The sequence below is a fragment of the Phormidium tenue FACHB-1052 genome, from assembly GCF_014696675.1.
GTDB classification, from domain to species: Bacteria; Cyanobacteriota; Cyanobacteriia; order Phormidesmidales; family Phormidesmidaceae; genus Nodosilinea; species Nodosilinea tenuis_A.
This window is the reverse complement of sequence record NZ_JACJQN010000016.1, coordinates 70,265-84,860: the sequence shown is the minus strand read 5'-3', so window position 1 is coordinate 84,860 and position 14,596 is coordinate 70,265. Positions and strand designations below refer to the sequence as shown.

General features: G+C 58.5%; 13 protein-coding genes. 8 read left to right on the top strand and 5 right to left on the bottom strand.

What is annotated here, in order from left to right; genetic code table 11:
• The first annotated feature begins 193 nt into the window (after positions 1 to 193).
• The 3 genes from H6G07_RS20065 to H6G07_RS20055 all read left to right on the top strand — a co-directional run bounded on the left by H6G07_RS20065 (position 194) and on the right by H6G07_RS20055 (position 2,379).
• The gene (locus tag H6G07_RS20065) at positions 194 to 877 is read left to right on the top strand and encodes an ATP-dependent Clp protease proteolytic subunit (protein ID WP_073610067.1); all 684 of its coding nucleotides are present in this window, start codon (positions 194 to 196) and stop codon (positions 875 to 877) included.
• Between the two features lie 118 nt (positions 878 to 995).
• Positions 996 to 1,631, top strand: a complete 636-nt coding sequence (locus H6G07_RS20060; RefSeq protein ID WP_073610066.1) for an ATP-dependent Clp protease proteolytic subunit — start codon at positions 996 to 998, stop codon at positions 1,629 to 1,631.
• 76 nt (positions 1,632 to 1,707) lie between these two features.
• Entirely contained in the window at positions 1,708 to 2,379 is a 672-nt protein-coding gene (locus H6G07_RS20055; RefSeq protein ID WP_073610065.1) for a J domain-containing protein, read from the top strand.
• A gap of 24 nt (positions 2,380 to 2,403) precedes the next feature.
• Here H6G07_RS20055 and H6G07_RS20050 read toward each other — a convergent pair whose 3' ends face one another.
• The 3 genes from H6G07_RS20050 to H6G07_RS20040 form a co-directional block, all read right to left on the bottom strand.
• Complete coding sequence (locus H6G07_RS20050; RefSeq protein ID WP_073610064.1) at positions 2,404 to 3,477, bottom strand: glycosyltransferase family 4 protein; 1,074 nt, start codon at positions 3,475 to 3,477, stop codon at positions 2,404 to 2,406.
• 48 nt (positions 3,478 to 3,525) lie between these two features.
• A complete protein-coding gene (locus tag H6G07_RS20045; protein WP_073610063.1) occupies positions 3,526 to 4,509 on the bottom strand; it encodes a HEAT repeat domain-containing protein in 984 nt (327 codons plus the stop codon).
• A gap of 179 nt (positions 4,510 to 4,688) precedes the next feature.
• The gene (locus tag H6G07_RS20040; protein ID WP_073610062.1) at positions 4,689 to 5,708 is read right to left on the bottom strand and encodes a DMT family transporter; all 1,020 of its coding nucleotides are present in this window, start codon (positions 5,706 to 5,708) and stop codon (positions 4,689 to 4,691) included.
• Positions 5,709 to 5,960: 252 nt separating this feature from the next.
• On the opposite strand from H6G07_RS20040, the gene sppA reads away from it, so the two are divergent.
• Both sppA and aroH read left to right on the top strand, forming a co-directional pair.
• The gene (gene sppA / locus H6G07_RS20035; RefSeq protein ID WP_073610061.1) at positions 5,961 to 6,815 is read left to right on the top strand and encodes a signal peptide peptidase SppA; all 855 of its coding nucleotides are present in this window, start codon (positions 5,961 to 5,963) and stop codon (positions 6,813 to 6,815) included.
• A 131-nt stretch (positions 6,816 to 6,946) separates the two neighbouring features.
• Complete coding sequence (gene aroH, locus H6G07_RS20030) at positions 6,947 to 7,324, top strand: chorismate mutase (protein WP_073610060.1); 378 nt, start codon at positions 6,947 to 6,949, stop codon at positions 7,322 to 7,324.
• A 101-nt stretch (positions 7,325 to 7,425) separates the two neighbouring features.
• Here the strand turns inward: aroH and crtR are convergent, their stop codons facing one another.
• Positions 7,426 to 8,313: a beta-carotene hydroxylase gene (gene crtR / locus H6G07_RS20025; RefSeq protein ID WP_073610059.1), complete on the bottom strand. Its 888-nt coding sequence runs from the start codon at positions 8,311 to 8,313 to the stop codon at positions 7,426 to 7,428.
• Positions 8,314 to 8,638: 325 nt separating this feature from the next.
• On the opposite strand from crtR, the gene pyk reads away from it, so the two are divergent.
• On the top strand, positions 8,639 to 10,429 hold the full coding sequence (gene pyk, locus H6G07_RS20020; RefSeq protein WP_073610058.1) for a pyruvate kinase: 1,791 nt from the start codon (positions 8,639 to 8,641) through the stop codon (positions 10,427 to 10,429).
• Positions 10,430 to 10,549: 120 nt separating this feature from the next.
• Here pyk and psaM read toward each other — a convergent pair whose 3' ends face one another.
• On the bottom strand, positions 10,550 to 10,645 hold the full coding sequence (gene psaM / locus H6G07_RS20015; protein ID WP_073610057.1) for a photosystem I reaction center subunit XII: 96 nt from the start codon (positions 10,643 to 10,645) through the stop codon (positions 10,550 to 10,552).
• Positions 10,646 to 10,884: 239 nt separating this feature from the next.
• On the opposite strand from psaM, the gene phoU reads away from it, so the two are divergent.
• Both phoU and H6G07_RS20005 read left to right on the top strand, forming a co-directional pair.
• Entirely contained in the window at positions 10,885 to 11,544 is a 660-nt protein-coding gene (gene phoU, locus H6G07_RS20010; protein ID WP_084173428.1) for a phosphate signaling complex protein PhoU, read from the top strand.
• A gap of 529 nt (positions 11,545 to 12,073) precedes the next feature.
• Entirely contained in the window at positions 12,074 to 14,482 is a 2,409-nt protein-coding gene (locus H6G07_RS20005) for a ribonuclease R family protein (RefSeq protein ID WP_073610055.1), read from the top strand.
• Positions 14,483 to 14,596: the final 114 nt, after the last annotated feature.

Genomic DNA, 14,596 nt, shown 5'->3' with positions numbered 1-14,596 from the left:
GGTGTAAATTCCTTAACGAAAATCTTCCCCCACTTTAGAGTTAAGCCCAATGATATACATCCCCAGAAAGGAGCAACCGGGCTCTACATTTCGACAGAGACTCAGGTGGGGATATCCGTCTTGGGGGCGGCATAGAACCCAGCTCAATCCCGCGTTACACTGTTAAAAACGCGTATTTGGGCGTCTTCGGTCTATGAGTTTAGAGATTAAAGCCGTGCAGGCACCGTATGGCGATGCGACGTACCGTACGCCGCCCCCAGATCTGCCCTCCTTGCTGCTCAAGGAGCGGATTGTATATCTGGGCCTACCCCTGTTCTCAGGGGATGACGTTAAACAGCAGGTGGGTATTGACGTTACCGAGCTGATTATTGCTCAGCTGCTCTTCTTGCAGTTTGATGACCCCGATAAGCCGATCTTTTTCTATATCAACTCCACTGGCACCTCCTGGCACGATGGCAGCATGGTTGGCTACGACACCGAAGCCTTTGCCATCTGCGACACCATGAACTATATCAAGCCCCCAGTGCACACCATCTGCATTGGTCAGGCGATGGGGTCGGCGGCGGTAATTTTGGCGGCGGGCACCAAGGGCTATCGGGCTAGTCTGCCCCACGCTCGCATTGTGCTCAACCAGCCCCGCAGCGGTGCCCAGGGTCAGGCCACCGATATCGAAATTCGGGCTAAAGAAGTGCTCGACAACAAGCGCTCCATGATGAGCATTCTGGCTAAGAGCACTGGCAAAACCTTGGAGCAGGTGCTGCACGATTCTGATCGCATGTTCTACATGAACCCAGAAGAAGCCAAAGAATACGGCATCATCGACCGGGTGCTGTCTAGCCGCAAAGAGCTGCCGGTGCCCGCTGGGGCAGGGCTTTAGGCCCAGGTATCAGGTTTGAGGGGCGATGGCACAGCCTCCCCGGAGGAGAATCGTCCCTCAAAAACCGGTCTTTAACCATCCCACGTCCGTTGTTTTATTTTTAGGTTGAAAGAGCACTATGCCCATCGGCACTCCCAAAGTTCCCTATCGTTTGCCCGGTAGCCAGTACTCCCAGTGGGTCGACATCTACACCCGCCTAAACCAGGAGCGGATTATTTTTCTCGGTCAAGAGGTCACCGACACGCTGGCCAATTCCATCGTGGCCGCCATGCTGTACCTCGACTCCGACGACAACACCAAGCCCATCTACCTCTACATCAACTCCCCCGGCGGGTCAGTGACGGCGGGCATGGCGATCTACGACACCATGCAGTACATCAAGTCTGACGTGGTCACTATCTGTCTGGGTCTGGCCGCTTCCATGGGAGCGTTTTTGCTGGCGGCGGGCAGCCACGGCAAGCGAGTTGCCCTGCCCCACTCGCGCATCATGATTCACCAACCCATGGGCGGCACCGGGCGACAGCGCCTCCAAGCCAGCGACATTGCCATTGAGGCCAAGGAAATTCTGCGGGTTCGCCAAGAACTCAACGAAATGATGGCCCGCCACACCGGTCGCTCCATTGAGCAAATTCAAAAGGACACCGATCGCGACTACTTCATGTCGGCAGAGGAGGCTGTCGCCTACGGCCTGATCGACCGAGTGATTGAAGACCGCACTCAGGAACTTGTTTCTCCTGCAACCGCTGCGGTGTAATTAACTGCGCCATTTCTGCTGACCGTTGGCAGAATAGGGCCAGCACACGTACCTCATTCTCTTGAGTTAGCGAACTATGGCGCTGGCGCATTACTACCGCATATTGGGGCTTAGAACCGGGGCCAGCTTTGGCGATGTCAAGCTGGCCTATCGCAATCTAGCTCGGCTATATCACCCCGACATCAACCCCGGTGATCAGTTAGCCAAAGAAAAATTTATTCAGGTGACCCAGGCCTATCAGGCTTTGGTGAATGCGCTGCCCGTGGAAGCCGTAGCGGCTCAGCGCAAAGCCACTCCCAGCCAAGCCACCAAGGCACCTGCTCAAACAACACCTTCCGCTGCTGCCTCCCGCCCTTCAGTACCCGCCACTCCGCCACCCGCCAAAGAGGTCGAATTCACCGTTAGCCCCACCCCTGGGGGATCAGCAGCCGATCAACAGCTTAAGGTAAACAGCTTTAAGCAGTTGCGAGAGCTATTTAAGGGACAGCGGTTTCCCCGGGCGGTAGCTCTGGTAGAAGGGCTGGTGCAGCGCTTCCCAGAAGACCCAGAGATTCGCCAGTGGCACGCCATCACCTATTATCGTTGGGGGCACGACTTGCTCAATCACGGCAACCTCCAAAAAGCGGAAGCCTGCCTGAAAAAGGCCCGCCGGGTCGATCCTCAGAATCGCTCTTTGCGCCAAGCCTTGCACCACGACTTTCAGCGGCTAGAGCAGCTGCGGCAGCATCCCGTAGCCCAAGCCCAGTAGTGGCCAAAGTTTGTGTAAAACCCTCTACCGGTTCGCGATTATAGTTTCGAACCATTGCTCAAAGCGAACGGCTAGGGCACTGAGGGAATACTCGGTTTCGGCCTGGCGACGGCAGGCGTAGCGATCGAGCTGGTCGATTTTGGCGATCGCATCCACCAACCCCTGCACATCATCCGGCAGCACCAGCCAGCCCGTTTTACCTGGCTGCACAATTTCAGCCGGGCCGCCTCGGGCATAGGCAATCACCGGCACGCCGCAAGCCAGAGCTTCAATGGCCACATTGCCAAAGGCTTCGACCCAGCGCGGGGTCATCACCAGAGCGCGGCACTGGCGCAGCACCTGCTGGAGTTCGGCGGTGGGCAAGAACCCAAGGTAGCAGTCAGAGGCTCGGGGAAAGCGATCGCACAGCGCCTCCCAGTAGGCGGCGTCCTCCAGCTTGCCCAAAATCTTCAGCGGAGCCTGAGCAATTTCGGCGGCCTCTAGGGCATCCTCTAGCCCCTTTTCGGGAGAAATGCGCCCCAGCCAGGCCAGGGCATCACCGGGGGTAGAGCAAAACTCGTATCGATCTAGATCGATGGCGCTGCTGAGCAGCTCAAAGGCATCAGCCACCCCAAACGTTTCGGCCTGGGTGCGCGTGTAGGCTCCCAGGTAACGGGGAAACTGCTGAGCTACCTGGCAGATAGCTTCATCCATCGCATCGCTGAGGGAGCCCATGGTGACAAAGTGAGCCACCGGGGTCACAAAAAACTCCGTTAGGTAAAAGGGCAACCAGTCATAGGCTAGGTTGATAATTAGGTCAAATTGATCCTGGTGCTGTCGAGCATAGCGCCACATCGCGCCCAACGCACTGTCTACGGGGAGCACGACCGGCGCACAGCGGCCCTGAGTATGGGCCGTGGGCTGTAGCTGCCCCGGCACCGTCACAATGGCAACATCACCCAGGCTCGACCCATCGGGAGCGAGCACGGTGATCTGATGGCCGCGATCGCGCATTCCCCGAGCCAGGTTAAGCAGGGTAAGCTCTACCCCGCCCCCCAGCCCCGACCCCAGCGGCCCGACAGGAGTTGACACAAACAGCAGGCGGCGAGGGATGGACATGGGAGAGGGTGAGGGAGTAATGGAGTGAGGCGGCAGAGGGGCCAAAAATTAGCTGGCTGGGGGGAGGCTGTCGTAGGGGCCATCTCGGAAGTTGGCCTCGGGGGACAGCGTTGGATAGGTCGCCGCCGGAATGCGGTTGAGCTGGCTAAGCGCCCACTGGGCGGTTTCCTGCACGCCGACATCGGGGTCTTGGGTGGCGTGGGCCAGCATGTGGCTGAGCTGCACCACCGTGTCGTAAATCCGGCTCAGGTCGCGAATGGCGTTTTTGCGCACCTCGGGGCTAGGGTCTTGCAGGCCTAAAGCCAAGGCCCGGTGCATGGGCTTTAGGCTACGGCTGCTAATCTCGGCCAGGGCGGCCAAAATCAGGCTTTTTTCTTGGGAATCGGCATCGAGCAGGCCGTTGATCAAAGGCTGAATGGCGTCAGAATGCCCCCGCTGACCCAGCTCCCAAATGGCGTGGCGGCGTATCGCACCATCGCGGTTAGCGAGCTCATGGATCAACGAATCTACGATATCCCCCGAGGTCAGACGGGTGGTGGCGTCTAGGGTCAGGTCAGTGGCCGCCGCCGGGGTTGCCAGATCCAGGGCCGGGGACTCTAGAGTCTCTGTATGCCCCGCTGCACTTGGAGGAGCAGTGGAATCATCTGGGGCCAGGGCAGGCTCGGCCAAGCTCCTAGTCTGGGAGTCAGCACTGGGTGCTTGTCCCCCGTTAGCGGTTGAACGTTTTGCCGATCGCCCCTGGCCTAAAAACCGCCAGCCCCCCAAGCAGCCCGCCAGCGCCAGCCCCCCCAACCCTAGCCACAGCCAGCGGCGGCCAGACTCAGCCTGCTGCACCGCCTGGTCTGCGTCCGCAGGGAGCTCAGTCGGTGCAGCAGGTTCGGCGTCAGAGGGTTCGATCAAGTCAGGCGCAGGATCGGCTGTCTGGGCGATCGGCTGGGTATCGAGCTGGTCAGATGGGTCGGTAGAGGCTTGGGCGATCGCAGACTCTAACCCCGACAGACCCATCATCGATAAACCCACAGCCAGGGTCACAACAGCAAACCCCGCCCCAGAAGCACTGCGGCAGACCAGACCTCTCCCTGGCGTTAGCATTCTAAATCTCATATCAGCCCATAGCTGGCGGCAACGGTTGCCCAGTGTGGATGCCCCTAAGGTAACTTAACCTGCCAGCGGTCAACTCAGGATGCTGCCCCACCCATCTACTCCCTCACCTAGTCCGGTTCCACTGGGGTACTGTCTGTCGAGGTTGCCGTCTCGTAGGCCAGGGTCAACTGGCGTAGCTTCTGGGTTAGGGCATCGCGCTGGTTAATCAAGTAAATGCTGACCAAGGTAAAGCTGACCCCCAACCACTGCAATGAACTCAGGGTTTCGCCCAAAAACAGGTTGCCAAACAGCAGGGCAAATACTGGGGTCAAAAAGGTCAGGGCGCTGAGGCTGGTGAGGTTGCCCTGGGCCGCTAGAAAGAAGAAAATGCCGTAGGCCAGGGCACTGCCGAAGATGGTCGAGTAGGCGATCGCCCCCCAGTCTAGGCCCGTCAACCCCTGCCAAGGCTGCACTTCCTCCAGGGACGACAGCACAAATAGAGGAATACCTCCTAGCACCATGTGCCAGCCTGTGGCCACAACCGGGTCCACATGGCGGCAGACGTAGCGAATTAAAATTGTGCCAGTGGCCATTGACAGGGCCGCCAGCAGCATCAGCCATTCGCCGCCTTGCGAGAGGGTTGTTAGGGCGGTGCCCTCGGTCAGCCAGGCCGTGTCGCCATGGAAGAGCGAAAAAATCCATTCGTCGGGCAGGCCTAGCAGGCTAATACCCGCAATGCCCCACATCAGACCAATCCAGCCGAGGGCACCGATGTACTCGCCAAAAAGACCTCGCGCCATGACCGCCACCGCTAGGGGTTGAGAGTCAATCATCACCGAGCCCAGGCCGGCCCCAGTCCGCTGCAGACCCGCCGCCAAAAATCCTTGGAACAGTGTGCCATCCACCAGGGCAAAGAGCGCTATCCACAGCCAGCCCTGACGGCTAATGGTCTGGGAACGGCCCAAAAACAACCCCACCAACAGTACGAGCAGACCCGCAGGCACCAGCCGTACACCCGCCATAAAGAACGGCGTGGTGTGGGGCATGGCTCCCTTCATCGCCACCATGGCTGTGCCCCACAAAAAGAAAGGCGCAATCAGCACAATGGGGTTGCGAGTAACCGACTGGGGAACGGAAACTGAATCCATAGTGGGGAAATGAAGGGGAATGGTTAGAAACCCGCCCAAGGGCGATCGCAGCGGCCAAAAAGGCTTTCTTTGAGGAATGTTAACGCAGTTCGGGGTAGGGTGCTGTCCTCCCTAAAATCACTCAACCTCTACCCCCGGCGGCGCTACGCCTCGCACAGTGTCGTTTTGGCTACAATAGACCCTGGCCCTAGCCCATTCACTGCCGGGGCATCTGCTGTTCACCCTTGTCCGCCTACAGTTGTTGATAACCCTATGGTTTGGCCGTTTTCTCGCCGTTCTCGCAAGTCCATTGCCCGCATTGACGTGACCGGCGTGATCGGGGCCGCCACCCGCAAGCGCATGCTAGAGGCCCTCAAAGAAATTGAGGAAAGGCGCTTTCCGGCGCTGCTGCTGCGCATCGATAGCCCAGGCGGCACCGTGGGCGACTCCCAAGAAATCTACGCCGCCCTCAAACGGCTCAAAGACAAGCTCAAAATTGTGGCCAGCTTTGGCAATATCTCCGCTTCGGGCGGGGTTTACATTGGCATGGGGGCCAACCACATTGTGGCCAACCCTGGCACGATCACCGGCAGCATTGGCGTCATCCTACGGGGCAATAACCTGGAGCGTCTGCTCGATAAGGTGGGCGTGTCGTTCAAGGTGATTAAGTCTGGCCCTTACAAAGACATTCTCGCCTTCGATCGCGAACTCACCGAGCCCGAAAAGGGCATTCTGCAAGAGCTGATCGACGTTAGCTATGGCCAGTTTGTCAAAACCGTTGCCGAGGCTCGCCACCTGAGCGAAGAGACCGTGCGCAGCTTTGCCGACGGACGCATTTTTACCGGCGAACAGGCTCTCCAACTTGGCGTTGTCGACCGCCTCGGCAGCGAGGAAGACGCCCGCCGCTGGGCCGCCGAACTGGCCGATCTCGACCCTGACAAGGCCGAGTGCATCACCTTTGATGAGAAAAAGCCTTTCTTGCGACGACTGGTGCCCGGCAATAGCCATGTCGCTGTCTCGGGCCTGGCCTATCCCGCCCTGGCGGTACCAGCCCTCAATGCCACCCTAGAGTGGCTAGAGTTTGAACGCTCTACCAGCGGCATGCCCCTGTGGCTTTATCGTCCCTAGGGCGTCCTTAAGGGCCAGCACAGATCAGTGCCCTGGTAGGATTAAAGCAGTAAAATGCAGTCAATTCTCTGCCCCAATTGTAGCCGTTGGTGCCATTGGGGCTTTGAAGAATGACCTTTGGAGGCTAACGCGTGGACTGGCGAGTGTGGGCAATTCGGGGAGCGGTAACGGTACCAGAAAATACGGAGGGGGCAATTCGGGAGGCCGTCACAGAGCTGATGGATGCCCTCGAAGAGCGCAACCACCTCGACCCGACCTGCATTATTAGTGCCACCTTCTCGGTCACCCGCGACTTAGATGCGGTGTTTCCGGCGGCGATTGCCCGCCAGCGCCCCCAATGGGACAACGTTGCCTTCCTCGATGTGCAGCATATGCATGTCGAAGGCAGCCTGCCCTGCTGTATCCGCATTCTGATGCACGTGCAGCTTCCCGTTTCTCACGGTAAAGTTCAGCACGTCTATCTGCGCGGAGCCCGCGACCTGCGCCCCGATCTAGTAGTTACGAACTAGAAAGTAGATATTGACGGATTCTAAACCGTAAAAATGACCCCCAATTCTGGCCAACTAAGCCAGAACTGGGGGTCATTTTTATACGTGAATTTGATATTGCTTCAATGGCGCTTCAGGCGAATGCCTAAAAATAGGTCATACAGAAAGCCAAAGAAATCTTTCATTTGCAGCAGCCCAAGGGACTGGGGCGACCCTTTTTCATCGAGCAAGGGCTGCATCACCTCGTAGGTGGGCTTGTACTTATACCAAGGCACCGAGGGCCAGAGGTGGTGTACGAGGTGATAGTTCTGACCCATGATCAGCAGGTTTAGAATTGGGCTGGGGTAGACCCTAGCGTTTTTCCAGCGATCGCGGTCTTCAAACGGGCGATGGGGCAGATAGTCAAAAAACAGGCCCAGGGCAATGCCCACTACCAGCGCAGGCGAAAACCAGTAGTTAAAGATATAGCCCAAAAAGTCGAACCGCCAGGCGATAAACACCAGCAGCCCCACCACAAAGCGCCCTAAAAACCACTCCAGCAGCTCCCAATTGCGCCAGAGGCGACGCTTAAAGAAATAGATCTCGTGGTAAAAAAAGCGCGCCGCAATCAGCCACAGCGGCCCCCCCGTCGAGACAAAATGGTCGGGGTCATTCTCAGGGTCGTTGACGTGGGCGTGATGCTGCAAATGCACCCGCGTAAACACAGGGAACGAGAACCCCAGGATCAGGGCGCTGCCGTGGCCCAGCAGGGCATTCACCACGCGGTTGCGGTGAGCTGAGTTGTGGCTAGCGTCATGGATCACCGTCCCCGACAGGTGTAGGGACAGCACATTCATTAAAAACACACACCAGCCAGCCCAGTGCCAGCAGAAATAGCCCACCGTAGACAGACTGATCAGCCCAACGGAAGCTATAAACATGAGAGAATTGAGGCTCAACCCACCTTCGGTTTTGAGTAACTCAGGGGGAACCGTTTTTCTAACCGTCAGGGCTTCAACTGCCACCGACATGACGCATCGCTCCTACACCAGTGTCTTCGGTAGTATACGTTACGATGCTTTATTAATAAAGTTTTGTGACACAGCCTCAAGATACACGCTGCTCAGGCAGCTCACCGTCGATAGCACGCCCTAGCAAGGGTCGGACAAGCGTCACCCGCCTCAGCCCCTTCTCCCTGCTCATCATCGGTGAAAACGCTGAAATTCCTGCCGGTTTTGGGGTAACGCGTAAAGCCCATCGGCATTCGTGCTACTATCCCTGTGCTTTATGGCTGCTAGTCTACGACCTTATTTAAGGTCCTACGCGGTAGCGTTTTATTCTCAGTAGAGGTCGTTTATGCCCCTGCGCAACTCTGTCCGCCGCACCAAAATTGTTGCCACTATCGGCCCTGCCACCCAAAATGCCGATGTGCTGCGGGAACTGATCGAGGCTGGGGCTACCACCCTGCGGCTCAACTTCTCCCACGGCAGCCACGACGACCACCAGCGCAGCATTCGCCTGATTCGGCAGATCTCCTTCGAGCTCAACCAGCCGGTGGGCATCCTGCAAGACCTCCAGGGGCCAAAAATTCGCCTGGGCAAGTTTGAGCACGGCTCTATCCAGCTAGCCAAGGGCGATCGCTTTGTGCTCACCAGCGAGATTATTCCGGGCACCCAGGAGCGGGCCTGCGTCACCTACGACAAGCTGGCCCAGGAAGTGCCTCCCGGCTCGACGATTTTGCTGGACGACGGCAAGGTCGAAATGCAGGTGGAGTCGGTCGATCTGGTGGCCCAGGAGCTACACTGCCGGGTGGTCGTGGGCGGCACCCTGTCAAACAATAAAGGGGTCAACTTCCCGGGGGTGTATCTCTCGGTCAAGGCGCTCACCGACAAAGACCGCGAAGACCTGATGTTTGGCCTCAATCAGGGCGTTGACTGGGTGGCCCTCAGCTTTGTGCGCAACCCCCAGGACGTGCTGGAAATTAAGGAAATCATCCATGCCGCCGGGAAGAATGTGCCGGTGATCGTCAAGATCGAAAAGCACGAGGCGATCGAGCAGATGGAGGCCATTCTCTCCCTCTCAGACGGGGTGATGGTGGCCCGAGGCGATCTGGGGGTAGAGCTACCCGCCGAGGAGGTGCCGATCCTGCAAAAGCGGCTGATTGCCATGTCCAATGCCTTGGGCATTCCGGTGATTACAGCCACCCAGATGCTCGACAGCATGGTGTCGAACCCTCGCCCTACCCGAGCCGAGGTGTCTGATATTGCCAATGCCATTCTCGACGGCACCGATGCGGTCATGCTCTCCAACGAAACCGCCGTGGGCAAGTTTCCGGTGGAAGCGGTGGCGACGATGGCGAAGGTGGCCGTATGCACCGAACAGGAGGGGCTATCTCTGGGCGATCGCAATGACGGTGGCGGTGCCCGCTCGATTCCCAACGCCATCAGTCAGGCAGTGGGCCGCATTGCGTCGCAGCTCAACGCGGCGGCCATCATGACCCTGACCAAATCCGGGGCTACTGCCCGCAACGTCTCAAAGTATCGTCCCCAAACGCCAATTCTGGCGGTGACCCCCCATGTCCATGTAGCGCGACAGCTCCAACTGGTATGGGGAGTGCGTCCGCTGCTGGTGCTTGATCTGCCTTCTAGCACCCAGACTTTTCAGGCGGCCATGAGCGTTGCTCAAGAAAAGACCCTGCTCAACGATGGCGACCTGGTGGTGCTAACGGCGGGCACCCTACAAGGGATATCGGGTTCTACCGATTTGATCAAGGTAGACGTGGTGACAGCGGTGCTAGGGCGCGGCGTGGGCATTGGCGAAGCCTCGGTGAGCGGGCGAGCCCGAGTTGCCCACAACAGCCTAGAGGTCAACGACTTTAACGACGGCGAAATTTTGGTGGTGCCCCACACCAGCGCTGACTTTGTCGAAGCCATTCGTCGGGCGGGCGGTATTGTCACCGAAGATGATAGCCCCACCAGCCACGCAGCGGTCATTGGCCTGCGGCTGGGGGTGCCGGTGATCGTGGGGGTTAAAAACGCCACCGAAATCATCCGCGATGGCAGCATTTTGACCCTCGATACTCGGCGGGGGCTGATTTACTCTGGGGCCTTGGGGCCAGTTAAAAATGAGCCCGCCATGAGCTTTTAGCGGGTTTTGGTCAGCCCGACGGTCATTCGGTTATAACAAAAGACTCCGGCATCTAGATGCCGGAGTCTTTTGTTTAGTGAACTATGCCTTTGGGACGTTAAAATAATGCCCCGGCTTAACCTACTTATAAAGCTCAGTGGACAGGCGGAATGCCAGAATACCAGGCAATAGAGCTACGGCTAGGGCAATAAAAACTTGGGTATCGGAAAGGGGCATAAAAAATACTCCTCAAGCTGAGTGAATAACGCTTAAGCAAAGACGCTTGGTCTAGACCGATTGTTAACTAAGATGGGAGCTTTCGCAGGGCCGGCCAGCCTAACTGTTACAGAGCTTAACGGGAACCCCCTAGGCAGCGCTGGGGTTTCTGGTTGGGGTTAGCCCTGGGGGGCTGCTAGGCTGAAGAGCCCCGATCGCTGCGGTCTTCTTTTTATTCGGTGTGCTTCGCGATGCTTGATATGGATACAACTCAACCCGTGCGTGGTGACTTTGATCGGCAGCTGCTGCGGGTGCAGCGCGATCTGCTGCGCATGGGGGCGTTAGTTGAAAACTCCTGCGTGCTGGCTCGGGAGGCCCTGTGCGATCGCAATCTTGATGCCGCCCAGCGGCTTCACCGTCACGATAAGCAGATCGACAAGTTCTACCGCCAGATCGAGATGGACTGCATGCATCTGTTTACGCTCCAGGCTCAGCCTGAGGCCGAAGATCTGCGACGCATTGGAGCCTTTATGCAACTGGTGCGCGACCTAGAGCGCATTGGCGACTATGCCGAAGATCTGGGCGAAGTGGCGATCAAACTTTTTCCTTACCCCGTACACCCGGTGATGGGGCGGGTGCAGACCATGCTCGATCGCTGCCGATCAATGGTTGCCATGTGCCTGCTGGCCCTCTCTGACCTCGATGCCAAGAGCGGCCTAGAGATTAAGCAAAAAGACGATGCCATCGACGCCGACTACGATGAGCTGTACGCCCTGCTGGCCCATCAAACTAACCTGATCGGCTCGGTCGAGCCGACGGTACTGCTGGTGCTAGCCATTCGCTACATGGAGCGGATTGCCGACCACGCTACCAACATTGGCAAGCGGGTGGCCTACATCGTCACGGGCGAGCGGAAGTGATGAATTGAAGGAAGGGTGTCAGGTTTAGGGTGTTAGGTATTAGGGGTGGCTCACGCCCTTGCACCCGACACCTTGAGCCTTGCGCCTGCTTTACAAAACGTTGTCTTCCATTGACAAAAAGATTTGACAGCGGTCCATTTCCTGAGAAACTGTAGGGTGTAACCAGCTCCCCATCGTTTGAGGGGTTTAGCCTCCCTGAGGGGCTGGGCCTGAGGTGAGGGTTACTTTCTCCAGCCGGGTTCATCTGCGGCTGTAGCAGTTACACTTGGGCGTTGGCTACCCCAGTCTGTCGGTTGTCCTCTCGGCCATAGCTAGAGGAGGGAGCCAGAGCGCTTGTCTGCAACCTTGTCTTGAGGAAGACGAATCGAGGCCGGTTGCCGCTACAGCTTCACCCCCAGCCCTGGTTTCGGCGTCGCCTCGTTGCCACAGGCAGCGTACTGAGACCGCATCCCGGTTGTTCCTACGGGTTGATGACCTGTTGTAGCCCGGGACACCCCAGTCATGAATAGTTTTAGGAATCAGTCGCTACATGGAACTCTCGATCGCGGCCTTACTGGCAAGCTTCGCCAAAGATAAAACCCACACCCTCAAGGGCCTAGAAAAAAAGCTGCACTGCAACGACGATGCCAGCCAGCGCGACTTGCAGATCGCCGTTGACGCCCTAGAGCGCATTGGGGTGCTGGTCAAAGAGAGAGGCAAGTACCGCCGCGAGCTGGAAGAGAATGTGATTGAGGGCAAGCTGCGCTGCTCCAGCAAAGGGTTTTGCTTTGCCATTCAGGACGAAGAGGGGGCCGACGATATCTACGTGCGCGAGAGCCAGCTGAATACGGCCTGGAACGGCGATCGCGTGCTGGTCAAAGTCACCAAGGAGGGCAGCCGCCGCCGCAGTCCCGAAGGCGAAGTGCAGCTTATTCTGGAGCGGGCCAATGCCTCAGTGCTAGCCCGCGTCAAGCAAGAGGCTGACGACTACCGCGCCGTGCCCCTCGACGATCGCCTGCTGTTTGAGCTGGCCTTAGTAGCCAACGGCGGCGACCTGGCCGACGCCGTCGATCAGCTGGCCCATGTCGAAATTGTGCGCTATCCCCTGGGGCAGCACCCGCCCCAGGGCCGAGTCGCCCAAATTCTCGGCAGCGACGCCGAAGCCGCTGCCGACATCGACATTGTTTACTGCAAACACGACCTGCCCCGCAAGTTTTCTGACGCCGTGCTGAGCGCCGCCCAGGATCTACCTACCCGCGTGCTCAAGGCCGATATCAAAGACCGCCTTGACCTACGGGAGGCGCTTACCGTCGCCATCGACGGCCCCAATGCCCAAGTGATTGACGACGCCCTCAGCCTGGAGCGCACCGCCGCTGGCCAGTGGCGACTGGGCATTCACATTGCCGATATTTCCCACTACGTTCCGGCCCATTCCCCCATTGACCAAGAGGCCTGCAAGCGCGGCACCTCGGTCTATCTGGGTGACGAAGTCATCCCTATGCTGCCGCCGCCCCTGTCTGGCCCCCTGGGGTCGCTGCTGGCGGGCAAAGACCGGCTGGCGATCTCGGTGCTGGTCACCCTCGACGACACCGGAGCGGTGAAGGAGTACGAGGTGCAGCCTACGGTAGTGACCGTAGACCACCAAATTTCCTACCAAGAAGCCCAGGGGATACTGGAGCGCGACAACTCCGATGTGCTCAAGAGTCTCGGCATCAAGCCGAAGGCCCTCAAGGCCCTAGAGCCGGTCTACGACCTGATGGATAACCTGCTCTACCTGAGCCAGGCGATCAAGCGGCAGCGCCTCCACCGGGGATCCTTTGAGCTAAACCTGCCAGAGTACGACTTCCCTGCCGACGCGGGTGAGCCACTCGCCCACTACCGATCGCCCAAGTTTCAGTACGACGATGAAGGGCTGCTGGGGGTGATGGTGACGGCCACCAGCCTGCCCTCTCGCCAGATTGTGACCGAGTGCATGCTGCTGGGCAACCAACTCATCGCCCAGCAGCTCAAGGCGCTGGGGGTGCCCGCTATTTACCGCCTGCACCGCGCCCCCGACGCCAGTGATGTGCAGGAGCTGGTCAAGCTAGCTGAAAACATGGAGATTCAGCTCACCCTCGATGACGAAGCCGCCCCCCAGCCGAAAGACTACCAGCGGTTTGTGGAGCAGTTTGCCGCCTCGGGGGCTGAGAAAATTCTCACCTACCTGCTGCTAGAGACCATTCAGCCCGCTTTTTACAGCACCCACGCCGACCTGCACTTTGGGCTGGCCCTCACCGAGGGCTACACCCACTTCACCTCGCCCTCCCGCCGCTACGCGGATTTGCTGGTGCACCGCATTCTCCACGCGGTGTTTGAGTCGGGCCGCGATCGCCGCTCTACCCGCTCCAAAGACCCGGCCAACCTGCGCCACAGCTCCTGCCACGGCCAGGTCAACTGGAACGTGCTGCCCCCCGAAATTCAGCACGAGCTAGAGGACGATCTGCCCCGCATCGCCATTCACCTCACCGAGCGCGAGCGCCTGGCCCAAGAGGCCGAATCAGACCTGGAGGGGCTGAAGAAAGCGGAGTTTATGCGATCGCACACGGGCGAGGTCTTTCACGGCCTGATTACCGGCGTGCAGTCCTACGGCTTCTTTGTCGAAATCGAAGAACTGCTGGTGGAAGGGCTTGTCCACGTCAGCTCGCTCAAAGACGACTGGTACGAGTACCGCGCCCGCCAGCAGAAGCTCGTGGGCCGCAAAAACCGCCAGCAATACCGTCTCGGTGACAAAGTTGACGTGCAGGTCAAGAGCGTTGACTACTACCGCCAGCAGATCGATCTCGTCGCCGTCGGCGGCGGCAGCCAGGCTCCCGAAGACGAAGACAACAACTACAGCGAAGACGACAACGGCGACCCCATTAATAGTCGAGATGATGGGCGCGATGACGGCCAAGACGATGGGCGCGATGAGGGTGAGTAAGGGGGCAGGGGAGTAAGGAAGTGCCTGAGATAGCGGGCTAGTTCAGTGACATTAGCCCTAAAAACTTAAGCTCGTTAGGATTAGGACAGATCAGCGGGCGACCCTGAATATCTG

Bases quoted from the DNA above. Each gene is read 5' to 3' on its own strand.
- H6G07_RS20065 (WP_073610067.1), top strand. From the start codon at position 194: ATGAGTTTAGAGATTAAAGCCGTGCAGGCACCGTATGGCGATGCGACG.
- H6G07_RS20060 (WP_073610066.1), top strand. From the start codon at position 996: ATGCCCATCGGCACTCCCAAAGTTCCCTATCGTTTGCCCGGTAGCCAG.
- H6G07_RS20055 (WP_073610065.1), top strand. From the start codon at position 1,708: ATGGCGCTGGCGCATTACTACCGCATATTGGGGCTTAGAACCGGGGCC.
- H6G07_RS20050 (WP_073610064.1), bottom strand. From the start codon at position 3,477: ATGTCCATCCCTCGCCGCCTGCTGTTTGTGTCAACTCCTGTCGGGCCG.
- H6G07_RS20040 (WP_073610062.1), bottom strand. From the start codon at position 5,708: ATGGATTCAGTTTCCGTTCCCCAGTCGGTTACTCGCAACCCCATTGTG.
- sppA (WP_073610061.1), top strand. From the start codon at position 5,961: ATGGTTTGGCCGTTTTCTCGCCGTTCTCGCAAGTCCATTGCCCGCATT.
- crtR (WP_073610059.1), bottom strand. From the start codon at position 8,313: ATGTCGGTGGCAGTTGAAGCCCTGACGGTTAGAAAAACGGTTCCCCCT.
- pyk (WP_073610058.1), top strand. From the start codon at position 8,639: ATGCCCCTGCGCAACTCTGTCCGCCGCACCAAAATTGTTGCCACTATC.
- psaM (WP_073610057.1), bottom strand. From the start codon at position 10,645: ATGCCCCTTTCCGATACCCAAGTTTTTATTGCCCTAGCCGTAGCTCTA.
- phoU (WP_084173428.1), top strand. From the start codon at position 10,885: ATGGATACAACTCAACCCGTGCGTGGTGACTTTGATCGGCAGCTGCTG.
- H6G07_RS20005 (WP_073610055.1), top strand. From the start codon at position 12,074: ATGGAACTCTCGATCGCGGCCTTACTGGCAAGCTTCGCCAAAGATAAA.